Here is an 18,680-nt window from a genome sequence, read left to right on the forward strand (position 1 = left end):
TAAAAATTTGATCGCCAGTATATCCGTTTCCAGAAGTACATAAAGCCTTTTTTCATTTCCCTGAGCTGCGCTGCAGGGGTCATGGTTGTCGAATCGCCGCCTCCCGTTACAATGGAAGGATGAACTCGGTCAGGGGGCGCCAGGTGACGGGATTTCCGGAAGATGTCGGAGATAAGGATCAGGGCAGGCTGCTCGCGGTGGGGGACATCCACGGCTGCCTCGATCATCTCGAGCGGCTGATGGCCCGGGTCGAGCCGACCCAATCCGATCGGATCGTCTTTATGGGCGACTATATCGACCGGGGTCCGGACGGCAAGGGGGTCATCGATTATCTCATCGAGTTCGGCGGACGCTTTCCCGAAACCGTTTTTCTCAAGGGCAATCACGAAGCGATGTTCCTTGACTTTCTCGCCGGCCGGAACCAATGGCTCTTTCTCTACAACGGCGGCGCTTCCACCCTGGAGAGCTATCAGGAAGAGAGGGGGATCCGCATCCCCAAGGCTCACTTCAATTTTTTTTCCACCCTCCGCCTGTATCACGAGACGGACAAATTTATCTTCGTCCACGCCGGCCTGCGTCCCGGCAAGCCCCTGGAACGGCAGGAGGAAAAAGATCTCCTCTGGATTCGTGAAGAGTTTATCACCTCCTCTTTCGACTGGGGGAAGACGGTGGTCTTCGGCCATACTCCCCAGAAACAGCCGCTGCTGGATAAAAACAAGATCTGCGTCGATACCGGAGCGGTGTTCGGGAATTCCCTGAGCTGCTGCGACGTCGAGAAGCGGCGGTGCTGGACCTCACGGCCGCTGCCGCCGGCGTGAAAAACCGTCATTTGTCATTTGTCCCTTGTCATTTGCTTTATTGTCAACCAATGACCAATGACGATTTAACCAAGGACGGTTTTTCTCAACAGATCCCCCGGCTGCGTTCCATCCGGAAGGTCCATGACGATCCGGGCGTTGGGCTGACCGGCGGCCAGCGGCTCTCCATTCTCGGAGAAAAGCGTGCCGGCATGGAAACCGGTCCCTCGCATTCCCGGCCCGATGAGCTCCAGGGAGTCGCCGGGGAAGAATCGGTTGCGCCCCTGCACCACTCCCTTTCCTCCGGCGGCGACGCTCTGCACGACCCCGACGAAATCATAGAGGCGCACATAACGGGAGTCGCGGCGATGGATTTGCGGATCATCGCCTCCGAAGAGAAAACCCGTGCCATAGGGGCGATGGCTGACCTTATCGAGCTCTTCCCGCCAGAGAGGATCAAAACGCCACGTATCGGGGTCCTTGAGCCAGGCATCGAGGGCGGCCCGGTAGACACGGGTCACCGCCGCCACGTAATACCGGCTTTTCATCCTCCCCTCGATCTTCAGGCTTCCCACCCCGGCGGCCAGCAACTCCGGGAGATATTCCACCAGGCACAGATCCCGGCTGTTCATCAGGTAGGTTCCCCGGCCGTCTTCCTCCACGGGGAAATACTCTCCCGGGCGCGTCTCCTCCATCAGCCCGTATTTCCAGCGGCAGGGCTGGGCGCAAGCCCCCTGATTGGCGCTCCGCCCGGTCAGTGCGGCGGAAAGGAGACAGCGACCCGAATAGGCGACGCACAGGGCGCCGTGAACGAAGGCCTCCAGTTCCACGTCGCATCCGGAGCCGATGTCCCTTATCTCTTCCAGGGTAAGCTCGCGGGCCAGATTGACCCGACTGACCCCCGACTCCTGCCAGAAGCGGACGGCGGAAGCATTGGTGGTATTGGCCTGGGTGGAAAGATGGATGGGCCGCTGCGGATCAAGGCGGCGCACCTGGGCCAGGACTCCGGGGTCCGAAACGATGTAGGCGTCGAGGTCCAGCGGGCGCAGCGCTTCCAGGTAGGCGCATAATGATTCGATCTCCCCCGGCCGCAGGTAGGCGTTGAGGGTGAGATAGAGGCGCTTGCCGCGGGTCGAGGTCATCTCACGGGCGCGGCCCAGATCCTGCAAGGTAAAATTGCCGGCCGGGGCTCGCAGTCCGAACTGCTCCCCTCCCGCATAAACGGCATCGGCGCCGTAGTCGAGGGCGGTCTGCAGCTTTTCCAGGTCTCCGGCCGGGGCGAGCAGTTCAGGTTGGAGCATCTGTTTTAATCCTTCCATATGTTCTTGTTTGAGGCAGAGAATAGCACAACATCGACCGGCAGAGTAAGAGCCATGACAGGCTTAAACGCTTGACAGAGGCGCAAAAAGCCTATAATTTTTACGGAAATTCTGCCGCGGCTCCATTTTCGATCAGTGCGGCAGGAGAAGGGAAAAATTAAATAATGCGAATCCATTTTTCGATCATCATGATCCTTTCGGCAGTCCTCTCCGGCTGCGCGGTTCCCCAACCGCTCCCCAAACAGGCACTCACCAGAGCGGACCTGCAAAGCCTCGAGCAGGGGCAGGAGGACCTCTCCCGGCAGATGCAGAAAATTCAGGACAACGTACTCCTGGTCGAGGCCCGGATGCAGGATCAGCAGCAGATCATTGAAGAGATGAAGACGGCTCTAGCGGCACTAAAGGTCACCCCTGCCGGGGAAAAGACGGAGCCTGAGACAGCGGAAGGGGGCGGGGTTTCTCCGGGCACGGCTCTCTCACCCACCGAAATTTATCTTCAGGCCTTCGCCGACTATACGTCGGGCCGATTTCAGCAGGGGATTGCCGGTTTCGAATCCTTCATCAGCCGCTATCCTGAAAGCGAATATGCCGGCAATGCACGATATTGGCTCGGAGAATGCTACTATTCGCTTCAGCAGTATGAACAGGCCGCGCAGGAATTCGCCAGGTTGGTCGAAGAGTATCCGCAGAGCAACAAGACCCCCGAGGCCCTGCTGAAGATGTCCTCAGCCCTGCTCCGGATGGAACAGCCCGACCGGGCCGGACAAGCTCTGAAGATCCTGCTCCAGCGCTATCCCGACAGCTCCGCAGCCAAGAAGGCACGGCAGACCGAGCCGTTTTCGACCATCCTGCAGAATGGGGGAATGTGATGATCCGTAGAATGACGCTTCTGCTTTGCCTGCTGCTGCTCCCCTTCTCCGTCCCGGCGCAGGAGAGCGCCCGGACCTATGTCATCAAAAAAGGCGATACGCTCTGGGGGATCTCGGAACGATTCCTCAAGGACCCTTATTACTGGCCCAACCTGTGGGCAAACAACCCCTTCGTCTCCAATCCCCATTTCATCTATCCGGGGCAGAAAATCAATATTTACGACGGGCGAATCGAGATCGTTCCGGTTAGGCCGGAAACAAAAGCGCCGGTCGAAGCTCCCCCAATTACCGCCATCCCCCCCGCCGAAGCCGCAGCGGTCCCGCTTCCCGAACCGCAGGAGTCCATAACCATCAAAACCAGGAGCGGGGCCGAAGGGTTCATCTCCCGGGAGGAGCTCGATTCCGCCGGCATTCTGATCGACACCGTAGACAACCGGATACTGATGGCGACCGGGGATCAGGTCTTTCTGAAAATAGATGATCCGGCATCGTTAAGTCCCGGTGAGCCCTTCTCCCTTTTCCGCATCGGCAGGGAGGTGGAGCACCCGGTCACCGGGGAACCGCTCGGATATCAGGTGGTCAGCCTGGGAGCGTTGCAGGTCACCGACATCGACGGCGCCGTGGCGACCGCGAAAATCACCGTTGCCCACGAAGAGATCCAGCGTGGGGACCGGCTGCGCCCCGTGCCGCCCGACCGCAGCGAAGTCGTCCTGAAGAGCTCGAATCGGGATCTCTCCGGCTACCTGGTCGCCGCCAAAAGCGATCAGGTCCTTCTCGGGCAGCATGATATCGTTTATGTGGACCTTGGTTCCGAGGACGGATTGGAAAGCGGGAACCTTCTTTATATTTCCCGTTCCCGCAAAGCGACGGAACTGGCCCTGGAGGAAGACATCCAGCTTCCCGATGTCCTCCTGGGATCCGCCGTGGTCCTGGAGACCCGCCCGCAAACGGCCACGGCCCTGGTCCTCAAATCGGCAGATGCCCTCCAGTTGGGAGATCGTGTCTCCACCGTGACCCGGCAATAAGGACAGGAGACCCCGCGGAAAAAAGTTTGACGAAAAAAGGATTGAAGTTTTCAATCCTTTTTTCATTTGAGCCGCACGAGCAGCGATCGAAAACTGAATTTATCTATTGTGCATCACAGGAGGGGGAAGATGACGTCTGAAGAGAAGGACTGGCTGCGCCTGCATCTCACCCGCGGACTCGGACGCACCGGCATTATCCAGCTGATGCAGGCTTTCGGCTCGGTCCGGGAAATCCTCACGGCGGGTCCAAAGGCCTGGACGGAGCGCGCCGGCGTCCGGGCGGCGGTTGCCGTCGAGCTGCCCGGGGGAAATGACCCCAGGCTGGAGGAGGCCTGTCGGAGCCTGGAAACGATCCAGGCCGGCATTGTCAATTTGTGGGATGAGCGCTATCCCTGCCTGTTGCGGAAGATTCACGATCCTCCGGCCCTGCTTTATGTCAGGGGGCGGATCCCCGGCGAGGAGTCTCTGGCGGTGGTCGGCGCCCGCAAGGCTTCGCACGCGGCCAGACGCCTGACGGCGGAGATCTGCACCGAGCTGGCGGGGCGGGACATCACCATCGTGAGCGGGCTGGCGCGTGGGATCGACAGCGCTGCTCATCAGGGCGCCCTTGAGGGAGGTGGTTCCACCGTCGGGGTTCTGGGCTGCGGGATCGACCTGGTCTACCCGTCCGAAAACGCACGGCTCTTTCAACAGACGGCTGAGCGCGGGGCGGTCATTTCCGAGTATCCTCCGGGAACGCCTCCGCTATCAGGGCACTTTCCCGGTCGCAACCGCATCATCAGCGGCATGAGTCGCGGGGTGCTCGTCGTGGAAGCCGCCGAAGGAAGCGGTTCACTGATCACCGTAGACTTTGCCCTGGAGCAGGGGCGGGAAGTATTCGCCGTTCCCGGCCCGGTATACGCATCCAACGGCGCCGGAGTCAATCGCCTGCTCAAAGAAGGCGCCCACGTGGTAACCGAGGCCAGGGACATTCTTGAAATCCTCTGGCCCCAGATCCCTCCCCGGGAGGTGCGCCACCGGGAGGATTCCTTTGCCGCCGCCCTCCCCGACACTGCGCGGGATATTTATCTGCATCTCGGAGATGAACCTCTTCACGTGGACGACCTGGTCCAGAAAAGTGGCTTGACACCTATGGATGTTTCCGCTATTTTACTGCACCTAGAACTCCGGGGGGGCGTTGAACAGCTTCCCGGCATGCGCTTCGTCCGCCGACGGGGACCCTGAGAACCTGACGGCCGACAGCAGGAGATCATTTGAGAGAACGGGTCCTGGCAATCGTAACCCTCATCGCCCGGTATGTCATGGAGGACCGTGACCCCTTGACCGAAAGCGACCTGGTCGAGGAACTTCTGGCGGTGGGTTTCGAGGCGGAGGAAATCGATGCCGCCTTCAGCTGGATGGAGAGCCTGTCCCTTCAGACCTCCACCCAGACCGACGTCCTCCTGTCCCTGCCTCCGCAGAGGATTTTCACCCCTGAGGAAATCCAGCTGATTTCCTGCGAGGCGCGAGGGTTTCTGTCTCGCCTGCGATCCCTGGGCATCCTGGATGAGCACGCCCAGGAGGAGATCATCGACAGAGCGATGCAGGTCGCCGAAGATGAGCTCTCCCTCAAGGAGATGAAGACGCTGACGGCGCTTACTCTCTTTGCCCGATCCCACGAAGACTGGCGGCGGGAGGTAGACTGCTTCATGGAAGACGACTGGTCGCGGCTGTATCATTGAGCGACACCCAGGCTGCGGGAATGCCCCTGCAGCCTTTTTGGTTTTTAACCGGGCACACGGCACGGTTTCAGGCGAAGGCGATCCTGGCCAAATGCCCGAAGCCTTTGTTTTTTTGAGGTCAAAATGACAAAATCACTGGTAATCGTCGAATCTCCGGCCAAGGCGAAGACCATCGAAAAGTTTCTCGGCAAGGGGTACAAGGTCCTGGCCTCCTACGGACATGTGCGCGCTCTGCCCAGCAAACAGGGGTCCGTGGATGTGGCTCACGATTTCGAGCCCAAGTACCACATCCTGCCCGAGAGCAAAAAGCAGATCGCCACCCTGAAAAAAGAAGTCCAGCAGAGCGATGAACTGATCCTCGCCACGGACCTCGACCGGGAAGGGGAAGCCATCGCCTGGCACCTGCTCGAGGCCCTGGATATCGACGAGCAGGGCGACTCCCCGAAGGTCAAGAGGGTCACCTTTCACGAGATCACCAAGGGCGCCATTCAGAAGGCCATGGCCGAGCCGCGCCGTATCGCCCGCGAACTGGTGGACGCTCAGCAGGCACGCTCCATTCTCGACTATCTGGTGGGCTTCAATCTCTCCCCTTTCCTGTGGAAGAAAATCCGCTACGGGCTCTCCGCCGGGCGGGTGCAATCGGTGGCCCTGCGCCTGGTCTGTGAGAGGGAAAAGGAAATAGGGGCCTTCGTTTCCCGGGAATACTGGACCATTGAAGCCCTGCTCGCCTCGGCGGCGGGCAAATCCTTCCGCGCGCGTCTCTCCGCCGTGGACGGGAAAAAGCTGGACAAGTTTGCCATCGAGACGGAAAGCGCCGCGAAGGAACTGGTCGATGCCATTGCCCGGGAAGAGTTCCGGGTCGATCAGCTCACCCGAAGCGAAAAAAAGCGCAACCCCGCTGCCCCCTTCACCACCAGCACCCTGCAGCAGGAGGCCAGCCGCAAACTCGGCTTCTCTGCCCGAAAAACGATGACCGTGGCCCAGAAGCTGTATGAGGGGATCGACATCGGCGAAGGATCGGTCGGACTGATCACTTATATGCGAACCGACTCGGTGGCTCTGTCGGACGTGGCGACCTCCGAAGCCAAAGAGGTCATCACAGGGATGTTCGGCGCCGAGTATGCCCTGGACAAGCCGCGGGTCTACAAAAGCAAGGCCAAAAACGCTCAGGAAGCTCACGAGGCGATTCGACCCACCATCATCGGTCAGACTCCCGAGAAGCTCAAAGCTTTCCTCAGCTCCGACCAGTACCGGCTCTACCAGCTCATTTGGAAACGCACTGTCGCCTCGCAGATGGCCATAGCGATTCTCGACGCCACGACTGTGGATATCGCTGCGGGCAAACGTTTCGTCTTTCGCGCCTCTGGCCAGGTCATCCGCTTTCCCGGCTTCATGAAGCTCTACATCGAGGGGACCGACGATACCGAAGAAGAGCAGGAGGGGACTCTGCCGTCTCTGGAGGAAGGGGAGGCCGTGCAGCGGCAGGAGCTTCTCCCCGACCAGCACTTCACTCAGCCGCCGCCGCGCTACACTGAAGCCAGTCTGGTCAAAACCCTCGAAGAGTACGGCATCGGCCGGCCATCCACGTATGCCTCGATCATGAACACCCTGGTGACCCGCAAGTATGTGCGACTGGAGAAACGCGCCTTCTACGCCGAGGATGTGGGGATGGTGGTCAACGACCTGCTGGTGAAGCATTTCACCCGCTATGTCGACTACGATTTCACTGCCGGGATGGAGGAAAACCTCGATGCCATCTCCCGCGGCGAGAAGAAATGGCGGCCGGTCCTCGGTGAATTCTGGGAACCGTTCATCTCCCTCCTGAAACAGAAGGAGAAAGAGGTCTCCAAGGAAGACGTCACCACGGAAAAGACCGATAGAGACTGCCCCGAGTGCGGTAAGCCGCTGGTCATCAAGCTTGGCCGCTCCGGCCGTTTCCTGGCCTGCAGCGGCTTTCCCGAGTGCCGCCATACCGAGCCCCTCTCCGGAGAGGAGCAGGAAGAGCCGGAAGTCTCTGAGGAAAAGTGTGACAAATGCGGCGCTCACATGCTGATCAAGATGGGGCGATACGGGAAATTTCTCGCCTGTTCCGCCTATCCGGAGTGCAAGAACATTCAGCCCCTGGTCAAACCGACCGCCCTCGGCATCACCTGTCCCGAATGCAAGGAAGGGGAGCTGATGGAGAAGAAGAGCCGCTACGGCAAAATCTTCTACTCCTGCAACCGCTATCCCCAGTGCAAATATGCCCTGTGGGATCAGCCGATCAACGAGCCGTGCCCCAAATGCGGCTACCCGGTGATTGTCGAGAAGGTCACCAAACGCTTCGGCACCTACCGAAAGTGCCCCACTGAAAACTGCGACTACAAGCTGGTGCTGGTGGAGCCGGAAAAGAAGGAGAGCGCGGCCAAAAAGCCCGCCGCCAAAGGGAAAACCAAGAAAGGCGCCAAAGCATAGGTCTTATAGGGCCTATACGACCTATAGGACCTGTGCAGTGAGCTTGCAGCCCACTGAAACCCACCTGGAATCTGAACCCTTGAATAAAATCATCGTCATCGGCGGCGGCCTGGCCGGCTGCGAGGCGGCCTGGCAGGCGGCCGGCGAAGGGGCCGAAGTCCTCCTTTACGAGATGAAGCCCCAGCGCTTCTCCCCCGCCCATAACTCTTCGAACCTCGGGGAGCTGGTCTGCTCCAACAGTCTGCGCGGGACGGGGATGAACAATGCCGTCGGCTGCCTCAAGGAGGAACTGCGCCGCTGCGCCTCCCTGTTCATGGAAGCCGCCGATGCCACCGCCGTCCCCGCGGGAGGCGCCCTGGCCGTGGACAGGGAAGCCTTCTCCGCCTATCTGACCGGGAAAATCGAGGCGCACCCCCGCATCACCCTGGTGCGTGATGAGGTGACCGCCATCCCCGCCGAGGGGACCGTCATCATCGCCTCCGGGCCGCTGACCTCCGAGGCCCTCTCCGCCGACATCGCCCGCCGCGCCGGCGGCGAGCACCTCTATTTCTACGACGCCATCGCCCCCATCGTCGAAGCCGACTCCATCGATTTCTCCAAGGCCTGGCGGGCCTCCCGCTACGGCAAGGGGGGGGACGACTACGTCAACTGCCCCCTAACCAGAGAAGAGTACTTCGCGTTCATCGAGGCGCTCAAGGGCGCGCAGAAGGTTCCGGCCCGGGATTTCGAGAAGATGATCCATTTCGAGGGGTGCATGCCGATCGAGGAGATGGCCGAACGCGGCGAGATGACCCCGGCCTTCGGCCCGATGAAACCGGTGGGCCTCGCCGACCCCCGCACCGGCAGGGAGCCCTTCGCGGTCGTCCAGCTGCGCCAGGACGACCGGCACGCCACCCTGTACAACATCGTGGGTTTCCAGACCAAGCTCACCTATCCCGAGCAGCGGCGCATCTTTACCGCCATTCCCGGACTGGAGAACGCCCGCTTCGCCCGCCTCGGCAGCGTGCATCGCAATACCTTCCTCAACGCTCCGACCTGTCTGACGCGCTCCCTGCAGTTGAAGAGCGATCCGAGGATCTTCTTCGCCGGGCAGATCACCGGGGTGGAGGGGTATGTGGAGTCGGCGGCCATCGGTTTTCTGGCGGGGCTCTTCGCTCCCCGCACGCTGCGGAACGAAACGCTCCCCCACCCGCCGCTCACCACCGCTCTCGGAGCGCTGCAGAGCCACCTGGCCGATTCCAGTCCCGAGAATTTCCAGCCGATGAACGTCAACTACGGCCTCTTCCCTCCCCTGGAAGGACGCAAGATGAAGCGGGCCGACCGCCGTCTGGCCATGGCCGAGCGGGCTCTGGCCGACCTTGAATCATGGCGCAAGAACCTGGATCTATAGGTCCCATGGGACCCATAAGTCCCATAAGACCCATGGAAAGAAGATCATGACCTCTCCCCACGAAATCGTCCTTGCCTCCGCCTCCCCCCGCCGCCGGGAACTTCTGCAGTCGGTGGGCATCTCCTTCGCCGTCGTGCCCAGCCGGGCCGCAGAGGAGGTCCTCCCCGGCGAGACGCCCGAGGAGCATGTCATCCGCCTGAGCAAGGACAAGGCCCGTGAAGTGGCGGACCGTCCCGAAGCGCCCGGACGCTGGTTCATCGGCAGCGACACCATCGTTCTGCGGGACGACGCCATCCTGGGAAAACCGGAAGATGTCGAAGACGCCGCCCTCATGCTGCGCTCCCTCTCCGGCCGCTCTCACCGGGTGCTTTCGGGCTACGCGGTATTCGATCGCCGGAGCGGCTCCACGGTTGCCGGGGTCGTCTCCACCGTGGTCCGGTTCAAGGAGTTGACAGCAGAGGAGATCGCGGGGTACATTGCCACCGGTGAGCCGCTGGACAAGGCCGGTGCCTACGCCATTCAGGGGATCGGCGCCTTCATGGTCCTCGGCATCGAGGGAAGCTACACCAACGTGGTCGGCCTCCCCCTGTGCGAAGTGGTGGAGGTGCTGGAGCGCCTGGGGGCAGTCCGGCTCTTTGAGCGTGAGGAGTGAGAAGCAAAATCCTCTGAACTCCCTGCCTTTACGCCTTACCCCTCACGCCTCACCCCTCACGGGTTTATCATGTCCATCAAAGACAATCTCGAACATATCCGCGGCCGTATCGCCGCCGCCTGCGCCCGCAGCGGCCGTGATCCCGACTCCGTGCGTCTGGTGGCGGTCTCCAAGACCAAGCCCGCCGCCATGATCGACGAGGCGGCCGCCGCCGGCCAGATCATCTTCGGCGAAAGTTATGTGCAGGATTTCCTAGGGAAAATCGAGGAGGTCCGCTCCAAGCCCGAATGGCACTTCATCGGCGCCCTTCAGAGCAACAAAGTGAAATATCTGCGGGGAAAGGTGGTGCTCATCCACTCGGTGGACCGCCTTTCCCTGGCCCGGGAGGTCGACCGCCAGTGGGGGAAGCTCGGCCGGACGGTCGATATCCTGCTGCAGGTCAACATCGGCGGCGAAGAGACCAAGGCCGGCACGGCTGAAGAAGAGTTGAAGAACCTCGTCCGCCGGACGGCGGAGCTGCCCAACGTGCGCATTCGTGGGCTGATGACCCTCCCGCCCTTCCTGGACGATCCGGAGGAGGTGCGTCCCTATTTCCGCAGGCTCCGGGAGCTGGCTGACGGGATCAGGAAACTGGGGATCGCCGGGGTGGAGATGGAGGAACTTTCCATGGGCATGAGCCACGATTTCGAAGTGGCCGTCGAGGAGGGCGCGACGCTGGTGCGCGTCGGCACAGCCATCTTCGGCGAGAGGGAGAGGAAATAGATGGAGCACCCACCGAGAGCCCTGTGGGCGAGCCGCCTCGGCTTCATCCTGGCCGCCGCCGGAAGCGCCGTCGGTCTGGGCAATGTCTGGAAGTTCCCCTACATCGCTGGGGAAAACGGCGGAGGCGCTTTCGTCCTGGTCTATCTGCTGTGCATCGCCGTCGTCGGCCTGCCGATCATGATGGCCGAGTTGATGATCGGACGCCACACCCGCCGCGATGCAGTGGGCGCCTTCATCCATCTCGAGGGACGCCGCTCCTTCTGGCTGTCACCGGGATGGGTGAGCATCGCCGCCGCCTTCATCATTCTCTCCTACTATTCGGTGGTCGCCGGCTGGACCCTCGATTACGTTTACCGCTCTCTCGCCGGCAGCTTCAGCGGCCAGCCGGCCGAGGCGATCGAGGGGATGTTCGGCAGCCTCATCGGCGACGGTCCCCGGCAGATCCTCTGGCATTTCATCTTCGTCCTGCTCAGCCTCGGCATCGTCATCGGCGGAGTGCAGAAAGGGATCGAGCGCTGGAGCAAGATCCTCATGCCTATCCTCTTCGTCCTGCTGTTCCTGCTCTTCGTCAACGGGATGCTGAGCAAGGGGGCCTGGGAGGGGATCACCTTCATGTTCCGGCCCGATTTCCACCATCTCACCCCCGGCTCGGTTCTCGAAGCCATGGGGCACGCCTTCTTCACCCTATCCCTGGGGATGGCGGCGATGATCACCTACGGCTCGTACCTGAGCAAGGGGGAGGACCTGCTGGCGGCGAGCCTGAGGGTGGTCATTCTCGACACGACCATCGCGCTGATGGCCGGACTGGCCATCTTCTCCGTCGTCTTCTCCGTCGGCATGCAGCCGGCCGCCGGACCTGGACTGGTCTTCAAGACCGTTCCCGTGGTCTTCTCCCAGCTTCCCGGCGGGCACTTCCTGGCCATCGTCTTTTTCCTCCTTCTCTCCTTCGCCGCCCTGACCAGCGCCATCTCGCTCCTCGAGGCCCAGGTCGCCTACCTGATCGACGAGAGGGGGTGGAACAGGAAACGGGCTACCGCCTTCCTGGCGGGTCTCGCCTTCGTCGTCGGCATCCCCACCGCCCTCTCCTACAATTCTCTGTCGGAATGGAAGATCATCGGCGACCGGGTATTCTTCGATTCCGTCGACCTGATCGCCTCCAACTACCTGCTGCCGATCAGCGGCCTGCTCATCGCCCTCTATGTCGGCTGGTTCTGGAGCGGTACGGAGGAGAAGGAGGAGCTGATCGCCGGCGGCGCCGGATGGATCTATCCCCTCTGGCATTTCCTGATCCGTTTCGTCTCCCCCGTCGCCGTCGCCATCGTCCTCTTCTTCAAGATCCGGGAGACGGGGCTCTTCGAGTGGCTCGCCGGACTGTTCTGATTTTCAGATTTTTGTAAAACTTAAAGCTAAAAGCTTAAAGCTTAGAGCTGGTTTTCATGCCCATCGACACCTTTCTCTTCGATCTCGACGGCACTCTCCTCGATTCCATGGCCGATATCGCCATGGGCGTCAACCTGGTGCGCGCCGAGCTGGACCTGCCTCCCCTGCCGCAGTCGACCGTCCGGGCCTACGTGGGGGATGGCTCGCCCCTTCTGGTGCGGCGCTCCCTTCCCGAGGGGCTCTACAGCGAAGAGCGTCTGCAGCGCTTCCTCACCCTGTATGGGGAGCACATGCTGGAGCAGTCCCGCATCTATCCCGGAATCCGCGAGTTTCTGGAGTTGCACCGGGGAAAGAGGATGGCGGTCGTCACCAACAAGCACCATGCCCTGACGGTGCGGCTGCTGGAGGAGTTCGGGATTTCGTCTTTTTTTCAGGCCGTGATCGGCGGCGACAGCGCTTCGGAGAAAAAACCCCATCCCGGCCCCGTTCTGGCGGCTCTCAAGACCCTGGAAGCAAAGGCCGCATCGGCGGTTCTGATCGGCGATCACCATACCGACCTGCGGGCCGGCCGCACCGCGGGGGTAAGAACGTGCTTCTGTGCCTGGGGCATCGGCGAGGCCGGCGGCGTCCCCAGCGATTTTCTCGCCGAGACCCCTTTCGATCTGCCGCGGCTCTTTCCCGGGGAGGCCCGGTGACCGAGCCCCGCCCCCTGTCCCTCCGGGAGATTTCCCTCTTCTTCTTTCCCCTGCTCCTCAACGTGCAGTTGATGAGCGTCTCCCATTCGGTCATCAACGCCGCCCTGGCCAGACAGGAGAATTTCGTCACCGCCCTGGCCGCCTTTTCGGTGGCGATGGTCCTGCACCTCTTTATCGCCTCGCCGTCCTACCAGAACCATACGGTGACCATCGCCATGGTGCGGGGCCGCCGCTCATTGCGGGGGATGATCCTGTTCGTCCTGCTGGTGGCGACCTACGTCTCGGCCGTGCTCGCCCTCGTCGCCTTCACTCCGGTGGGGGATTTCGTCCTCGAACGTTTTCTCGGAGTCACCGGCGAGATCGCTTCCGGCGCCCGCTCCGTGCTCGGCATCCTCGTCCTGCTCCCCTTCTTCACCGGCTTTCGCGGCCTCTTTCAGGGGGTGGTGATCCGGGCCCGGCGCACCGGCCTGGTTTCCTTCGCCACCGGCGTGCGGATCGGCGCCCTGCTGGCCTTTCTCGCCCTCGGCTCACGCTGGATGTCCGGAGGGGATCTCGGCGCTTTTGCCCTGCTCTCCTGCATCGTCGTGGAGACCGCCCTGGTCGGCGTATTCGCCTGGCGCTGCCATCTGCCGGCCACCGGCGAGGCGGAACACTCCACCGGGGAGATCATCCGATTCGCCTTTCCCCTGGCCTACTCCTCCTGCCTGCAGCAGACCATCCCCCTGCTGATCAACGCCATCATCAGCCGCCTTCCCGACGGCCCCCTGGCCCTGGCTTCCTTCGGCGTCATCCGAGGCTTCCTCTTTCTGTTGGCCGGGCCGATGCGCAACCTGCAGCAGGCCTATCTCACCCTGGTCAGGAACCGCGTCGACTACGCCGTCCTGGTCACCTTCTTCCGCCGCCTCGGCGGCGGCATGGCGGCGCTGATGATCCTCATCGCCTATCCCCTCAACGCCCCCGTTCTCGGCGGCATCATGGGGCTGCAGGAATCGATGCGCGCCTACATCGCCCTCCCCCTGGCCGGCTGCGCCCTCTATCCGGTCATCTACGGCGCCTCCAACCTGCTGCGCGGCTATTTCACCGGCGCTCACCGCACCGGGCAGTTGGGCAAGTCGACGATCTACAAGACCCTCTACCTCCTTGCCTGCTGGGGACTGCTGACCCTCGTTCCCCTCCCCGTCTCCGGCGTCGCCCTGGCCGTCTTCCTGCTCACCTCCGCCGAGTTCTGCGAGGCCTGGTACCTCCGCCGGCAGCGCCGGCGCCTGTTCGGTCCCGATTCGGACTTGCCGCAAGGCGGCTTGCGGGCGTAGACTTTAAAAATGGAATCCCCTCCCGCCAAAAAACATCCCTGCCCCGACTGCCGGATGTGCCAGTGGTGCAGCGATGACCGCTGCCGGCTCTGTCTGGGCACCGGAAAAGGCTGCCGCAAGAAGCTGTCGATGGCCGAGCAGATCGCCTTGTTTGAGAAAATCAACCAGAAAGACCAAACCACTTAGGTGAAATCAACTCACAGGGAGGCGATAGAAGGCTGCGGCGTTGTCATGCAGGACTTTCTTCGCCAACTCCTCTCCAAGAGCCTCGAGTACTAGCAGCAGATCGTCATCGGAATAGGGGCGGGGCGCCCGAGTCGAGGGGAGATCGGTTCCGAAGAGCAGGGCTTCGGGGTTGGCCGCGCTGATGGCGCGGAGCGCTTCCTTCGCGTCGAAATCGATCCGGCCGAAGCCGGTCGCCTTGACCCGCACCCCCTGTTCCGCCAGTTTCAGCAGCGTGGGAAAACCGGCCTTCGACAGCCCCATGTGGTCGATACTGACTGCCGGCAGGCCGACCAGGGTGACAAAAAGATCGGCGAGTTCCCGGGAGTCGACGTACAGCTCGACATGCCAGCCGGCGACCTCGTGCACCCGCCGGGCAAAGGCCTCCAATTGAGCGACCCCTTCTGATCCCCCGCGCTTGAGGTTGAAGCGGACGGCCCGCACCCCCGCCGCATCGAGCCGCAGGATCTCCCCGTCGGAGACCGAAGCCGGAAGCTGAGTGACCCCAACGAAGGAGGGGCCGAGCCGCTGCAGGGCGGCCAGCAGGTAATCCTGGTCGAAGGCCTGAAAAGAACCTGAGACGATCGCCCCGCCGGCGAGATTGAAGCTGGATGCGGCGTGCAGATAGTCGTCGCAGGTGAAGTTGTCGGGAAGGTAGCCCTGGTTGGGGACCAGGGGGAAGCGGGCGTCGATGATGTGGAAGTGGCTGTCGAAAATCGGGAAGAAGGGGATTTTTCTGTCGGTCATAAAAGGTCACCTCTGGAGAGTGCCAACTCAGTATGGCGCTCAAGGCGCGAAAAGGGAGAGAATCTCCGCCGCGTCGAAGGCGCTGAACTCCTCGCCGGCTCCGGCCTTGCGGTAGATGTCGTCGGCGAGCGCCTGCTTGCGTTCCTGCAGCTGAAGGATCTTCTCCTCGACAGTATCAGCCGCCACCAGCTTGTAGACGAAAACCGGTTTGTCCTGGCCGATGCGGTGAGCTCGGTCGGTGGCCTGACGCTCCACCGCCGGGTTCCACCAGGGGTCGTAGTGGATGACGGTGTCGGCGGCGGTCAGGTTGAGGCCGACTCCGCCGGCCTTCAGGCTGATCAGGAAAAGCGGCGCCTCGCCGTTCTGAAAGGCGGCGATCACCTCGTCGCGCTTGCGGGTCTGGCCGGTCAGCTTGACGTACTTGAGCCGGCGGATCTGCAGTTCCTCCTCGATCAGGGCGAGCATCGAGGTGAACTGGGAAAAGAGCAGGATCCGGCGTCCCTCCTCCAGCAGCTCCTCCAGCATCTCCAGCAGCAGCTCCAGCTTGGCCGACTGCCTGACCTTGCGGGCGCTCTCCAGTTTCACCAGGCGCGGATCGCAGCAGGCCTGGCGCAGCTTGAGCAGGGCGTCGAGCACCTCGATATGGCTGCGCGCCAGCCCCTTCTGCCGCAGCAGCGTGCCGACCTTCTCCGCCATGGCGGCGCGGATGGTTTCGTAAAGCCGCCGCTGGGGTCCGGCCAGCTCGACGCTCTGGGAGATGTCTGTCTTCGGCGGCAGCTCCGTAGCCACCTGTCCCTTGTCGCGGCGCAGAATAAAGGGGGCGATGCGGCGGGTCAACTCCTGCTGCCGCTGGACGTCTCCCCGCTTTTCGATCGGCTGGCGGAAGAGGTGGTTGAAATCGCTCTCATGGCCCAGAAAACCCGGCATGAGGAAGTGGAAGAGCGACCATAGCTCCCCCAGATGGTTCTCCAGGGGGGTGCCGGTCAGACAGAGACGGTTCACGGCCCGCAGCAGACAGGCGGTCTGGGCCCCCTTCGAGCGGGCGTTCTTGATCGCCTGCGCCTCGTCCAGGATGACGCTGTGAAAGAGGTGCCGGCGCAGCACCGCCGCATCGCGATGGAGCAGGGCGTAGCTGGTGATGATCAGGTCGTAGCACGCCAGGGTCTCGAAATGCCCGGCCCTGTCCGGACCGTGCAGCACCAGCACCTTCAGGTCGGGGGCGAATCGGGCAGCCTCCCGCCGCCAGTTTCCAAGGACGCTGGTGGGAGCGACCACCAGCGCGGGGTTCTCCAGGCGGCCGGCTTCCTTCTCGCTGAGCAGGTAAGCCAAAGCCTGCACGGTCTTGCCCAGCCCCATGTCGTCGGCGAGAATCCCGCCGAAGCCGTACTCCCGCAGAAACTGCAGCCACGATAGACCCTGGCCTTGATAGGGGCGCAGCTCGGCTCGCAGCCCCGAAGGCGGCGGCACCGCGACGATGCCGGAAAAATTCCTCAGCTTCTCCGCCAGCAGGCGCACGCGCTCCCCACCCTGCCACGCAAGCCTCTGTCCCTCTCCGCCCAGGCGGCGATCCAGCTCCTCCAGGCAGGGGGCCTGCTGCCGGGGCAGCCGCAATTGTCCGGCTTCGTTGAGGGCGGGGCGACGGTAAAGCTCCAGCAGGGTGTCCAGGACAGGCTGCAGCACGGTCTGGGGAATCTCCAGCCAGGCTCCGTCGCCGAGCGGCAGAAGCAATCCCTGGGCCGCACCGCCTCTTTCCAGCCAGGCCGTCAACAGGGGGAGCAGCGGCAGGCGACGTTCCCCGCACTCGACATCGAGCCCGATGTCGAACCAGCCCCCCTCCGCCTCATCGATACGGGCGGTGAGCTGCTCGGCCGTCGTGAATCGCAGGCGGAAACTCTCCGCGGTTTCGATCATCCAGCCTTCCCCGGCCAGTTGCGGCAGCTGCTCCAGGAAGTCCCGCCAGCGGGCCGCGGAAGCGGCGACCGTTTCGCCGGTAAAGAGGACATCCCACTCGCCGGGCTCGCCGGCTCCGGCAACGGCGGCCGGAGCGAAGCCGAAGGCCGTCAGGCGGCGCAGGCATTCTTCCTCAAAGTCCGGATCCCTGCGGACCAGCCAGTCCCTGCCGCCGTGCTGGTGCAGCTGCTCCTTCTCGCCGGATTCGTTCCAGGGCGGCAGGCGCAGCGGACCGTAGGCAAAGCACACCCGGGCAATATGGATGGCGCTGCCCTTTAAGCCCTGCTCACCCCGAAGCAGCAGCACCGGCGAGGGCGGCCGGTTCCAGGTTTCGATCTTCAACTCGGAGGGGAGCGGCAGGCTCTCCGGCGGCAGGAGCGGAAAGAGGAAGCGGCTGAAGCTATCGAGCTCGGAAGCCTCCAGCGAGGGCAGATGACGCAGAGCCTGGAAGAGCCGGGAGTCCAGCGGCTGCTCGATGGGGCCGCACTGGTGCCGCTGCGTATCGATGTACCAGGGCGGATCGGTCGGCATCGCCGTCCAGGAACCTTCCACTCCCTCCAGGCCGATGCGCAGGCGCCTGCCGCCGCCTGCCTCCTCCCGCCATGCGAAATCGGCCTGCCGGGGCGGCCCCGGAGCGAGCGGCGGATTCTCCTCACTCTCGAAGAAACAGCGGCCGCTCGCCAGCAGACGTTTGAGCAGCAGAATGCCTACATCCCCGGCGATGGACGGTGTCGAGGCACCCTCCAGGCCGTGTTTGGCCAGTTCGATGACCTCCATGTCCAGCGTTGTTACCCAGTCGGGGCGGTAATAGTGATAGTAGGCAAACTGCTGCAGGTTGTACGATGTCGGCCTGCTCCAGCCTCCCCGTTTCAACCGGCGGCTCTTGTAGATATGGAGAAAGATTTTCGTATTGTCGCGGTAGGTCTGGGGCTTGAGAAGATAAATCAGGACATTTACCCCTGCCTGCACCGGCGCGGCCGGGGGGGGGAGGAGCTGCCGGATCTCTTTTTGCCAAAGGGCCAGGTCGCTTCTCCGGCGCTTTGCCGGAAGCGCCGCCGGCTGCTGAAAAGCATTCTGCCGGCTGATCCACTCCAGCAGCACCGCCGCCACGTGCTTGCAGTTGAACTCAACGGGGCAGCTGCATTCCCCCTTGAAAGGACGCCGGGAACGATGCGGATAGAACCGGACGGCCTGATCGTAGACATTGCTGCCGCTCCCCTTGACGCTGCTGTAGAGGAGCTCTTCGTCATCGTCCCAGCGCAGATCGAGAATCCTGCCTCCAGCCCGGTAGGCGCGGCCGCGCTCCAGATACGTTCGGCCGCAGATGGCCAGGATATTCTTTTCGGTCAACACAACACTCATTTATCGATTCATCTGCAGCGACGCC

General features: G+C 62.5%; 15 protein-coding genes. 12 read left to right on the forward strand and 3 right to left on the reverse strand.

Going from position 1 to position 18,680, the window contains the following annotated elements:
* Positions 1–143: 143 nt before the first annotated feature.
* Positions 144–818: a metallophosphoesterase family protein gene (locus DTF_RS0101040; RefSeq protein ID WP_226989099.1), complete on the forward strand. Its 675-nt coding sequence runs from the start codon at positions 144–146 to the stop codon at positions 816–818.
* Positions 819–883: 65 nt separating this feature from the next.
* Here DTF_RS0101040 and DTF_RS0101045 read toward each other — a convergent pair whose 3' ends face one another.
* On the reverse strand, positions 884–2,098 hold the full coding sequence (locus tag DTF_RS0101045) for a U32 family peptidase (RefSeq protein WP_027713827.1): 1,215 nt from the start codon (positions 2,096–2,098) through the stop codon (positions 884–886).
* A gap of 182 nt (positions 2,099–2,280) precedes the next feature.
* On the opposite strand from DTF_RS0101045, the gene ybgF reads away from it, so the two are divergent.
* From ybgF to DTF_RS21195, 11 genes are all read left to right on the forward strand, one after another.
* Positions 2,281–2,985, forward strand: a complete 705-nt coding sequence (gene ybgF, locus DTF_RS24965; protein WP_051360628.1) for a tol-pal system protein YbgF — start codon at positions 2,281–2,283, stop codon at positions 2,983–2,985.
* A complete protein-coding gene (locus tag DTF_RS0101055; RefSeq protein WP_051360630.1) occupies positions 2,985–4,010 on the forward strand; it encodes a LysM peptidoglycan-binding domain-containing protein in 1,026 nt (341 codons plus the stop codon). The genes ybgF and DTF_RS0101055 overlap by 1 nt, the downstream gene beginning before the upstream one ends.
* A gap of 129 nt (positions 4,011–4,139) precedes the next feature.
* On the forward strand, positions 4,140–5,234 hold the full coding sequence (dprA, locus tag DTF_RS0101060) for a DNA-processing protein DprA (protein WP_035055111.1): 1,095 nt from the start codon (positions 4,140–4,142) through the stop codon (positions 5,232–5,234).
* Between the two features lie 29 nt (positions 5,235–5,263).
* A complete protein-coding gene (locus DTF_RS24970) occupies positions 5,264–5,731 on the forward strand; it encodes a DUF494 domain-containing protein (protein ID WP_051360632.1) in 468 nt (155 codons plus the stop codon).
* Positions 5,732–5,854: 123 nt separating this feature from the next.
* A complete protein-coding gene (topA, locus tag DTF_RS21190; RefSeq protein ID WP_051360634.1) occupies positions 5,855–8,185 on the forward strand; it encodes a type I DNA topoisomerase in 2,331 nt (776 codons plus the stop codon).
* 64 nt (positions 8,186–8,249) lie between these two features.
* Positions 8,250–9,575, forward strand: a complete 1,326-nt coding sequence (trmFO, locus tag DTF_RS0101075; RefSeq protein ID WP_027713830.1) for a methylenetetrahydrofolate--tRNA-(uracil(54)-C(5))-methyltransferase (FADH(2)-oxidizing) TrmFO — start codon at positions 8,250–8,252, stop codon at positions 9,573–9,575.
* Between the two features lie 46 nt (positions 9,576–9,621).
* Positions 9,622–10,227, forward strand: a complete 606-nt coding sequence (locus DTF_RS0101080) for a nucleoside triphosphate pyrophosphatase (protein ID WP_027713831.1) — start codon at positions 9,622–9,624, stop codon at positions 10,225–10,227.
* Between the two features lie 69 nt (positions 10,228–10,296).
* Entirely contained in the window at positions 10,297–10,989 is a 693-nt protein-coding gene (locus DTF_RS0101085; protein ID WP_027713832.1) for a YggS family pyridoxal phosphate-dependent enzyme, read from the forward strand.
* Positions 10,990–12,369 (forward strand): sodium-dependent transporter, encoded by a 1,380-nt coding sequence (locus tag DTF_RS0101090; protein ID WP_027713833.1) that lies wholly within the window; start codon positions 10,990–10,992, stop codon positions 12,367–12,369.
* 56 nt (positions 12,370–12,425) lie between these two features.
* Positions 12,426–13,064, forward strand: coding sequence for an HAD family hydrolase (locus tag DTF_RS0101095; protein WP_027713834.1), 639 nt, complete (start codon positions 12,426–12,428; stop codon positions 13,062–13,064).
* The gene (locus tag DTF_RS21195) at positions 13,061–14,374 is read left to right on the forward strand and encodes a hypothetical protein (protein WP_051360635.1); all 1,314 of its coding nucleotides are present in this window, start codon (positions 13,061–13,063) and stop codon (positions 14,372–14,374) included. Before DTF_RS0101095 ends, DTF_RS21195 begins: the two co-directional genes overlap by 4 nt.
* 192 nt (positions 14,375–14,566) lie before the next feature.
* Here the strand turns inward: DTF_RS21195 and DTF_RS0101110 are convergent, their stop codons facing one another.
* Both DTF_RS0101110 and DTF_RS0101115 read right to left on the reverse strand, forming a co-directional pair.
* Positions 14,567–15,343 (reverse strand): amidohydrolase family protein, encoded by a 777-nt coding sequence (locus DTF_RS0101110; protein WP_027713835.1) that lies wholly within the window; start codon positions 15,341–15,343, stop codon positions 14,567–14,569.
* A 39-nt stretch (positions 15,344–15,382) separates the two neighbouring features.
* The gene (locus tag DTF_RS0101115) at positions 15,383–18,655 is read right to left on the reverse strand and encodes a DEAD/DEAH box helicase (protein WP_155890637.1); all 3,273 of its coding nucleotides are present in this window, start codon (positions 18,653–18,655) and stop codon (positions 15,383–15,385) included.
* Between the last annotated feature and the right edge of the window lie 25 nt (positions 18,656–18,680).

This window comes from Desulfuromonas sp. TF (assembly GCF_000472285.1).
Taxonomy (GTDB): domain Bacteria; phylum Desulfobacterota; class Desulfuromonadia; order Desulfuromonadales; family ATBO01; genus ATBO01.

Excerpts from the sequence above, each read along its gene's own strand:
- DTF_RS0101045 (WP_027713827.1), bottom strand. The coding sequence starts at position 2,098 with ATGCTCCAACCTGAACTGCTCGCCCCGGCCGGAGACCTGGAAAAGCTG.
- ybgF (WP_051360628.1), top strand. The coding sequence starts at position 2,281 with ATGCGAATCCATTTTTCGATCATCATGATCCTTTCGGCAGTCCTCTCC.
- DTF_RS0101055 (WP_051360630.1), top strand. The coding sequence starts at position 2,985 with ATGATCCGTAGAATGACGCTTCTGCTTTGCCTGCTGCTGCTCCCCTTC.
- dprA (WP_035055111.1), top strand. The coding sequence starts at position 4,140 with ATGACGTCTGAAGAGAAGGACTGGCTGCGCCTGCATCTCACCCGCGGA.
- topA (WP_051360634.1), top strand. The coding sequence starts at position 5,855 with ATGACAAAATCACTGGTAATCGTCGAATCTCCGGCCAAGGCGAAGACC.
- DTF_RS0101080 (WP_027713831.1), top strand. The coding sequence starts at position 9,622 with ATGACCTCTCCCCACGAAATCGTCCTTGCCTCCGCCTCCCCCCGCCGC.
- DTF_RS0101085 (WP_027713832.1), top strand. The coding sequence starts at position 10,297 with ATGTCCATCAAAGACAATCTCGAACATATCCGCGGCCGTATCGCCGCC.
- DTF_RS0101090 (WP_027713833.1), top strand. The coding sequence starts at position 10,990 with ATGGAGCACCCACCGAGAGCCCTGTGGGCGAGCCGCCTCGGCTTCATC.
- DTF_RS0101095 (WP_027713834.1), top strand. The coding sequence starts at position 12,426 with ATGCCCATCGACACCTTTCTCTTCGATCTCGACGGCACTCTCCTCGAT.
- DTF_RS0101110 (WP_027713835.1), bottom strand. The coding sequence starts at position 15,343 with ATGACCGACAGAAAAATCCCCTTCTTCCCGATTTTCGACAGCCACTTC.
- DTF_RS0101115 (WP_155890637.1), bottom strand. The coding sequence starts at position 18,655 with ATGAGTGTTGTGTTGACCGAAAAGAATATCCTGGCCATCTGCGGCCGA.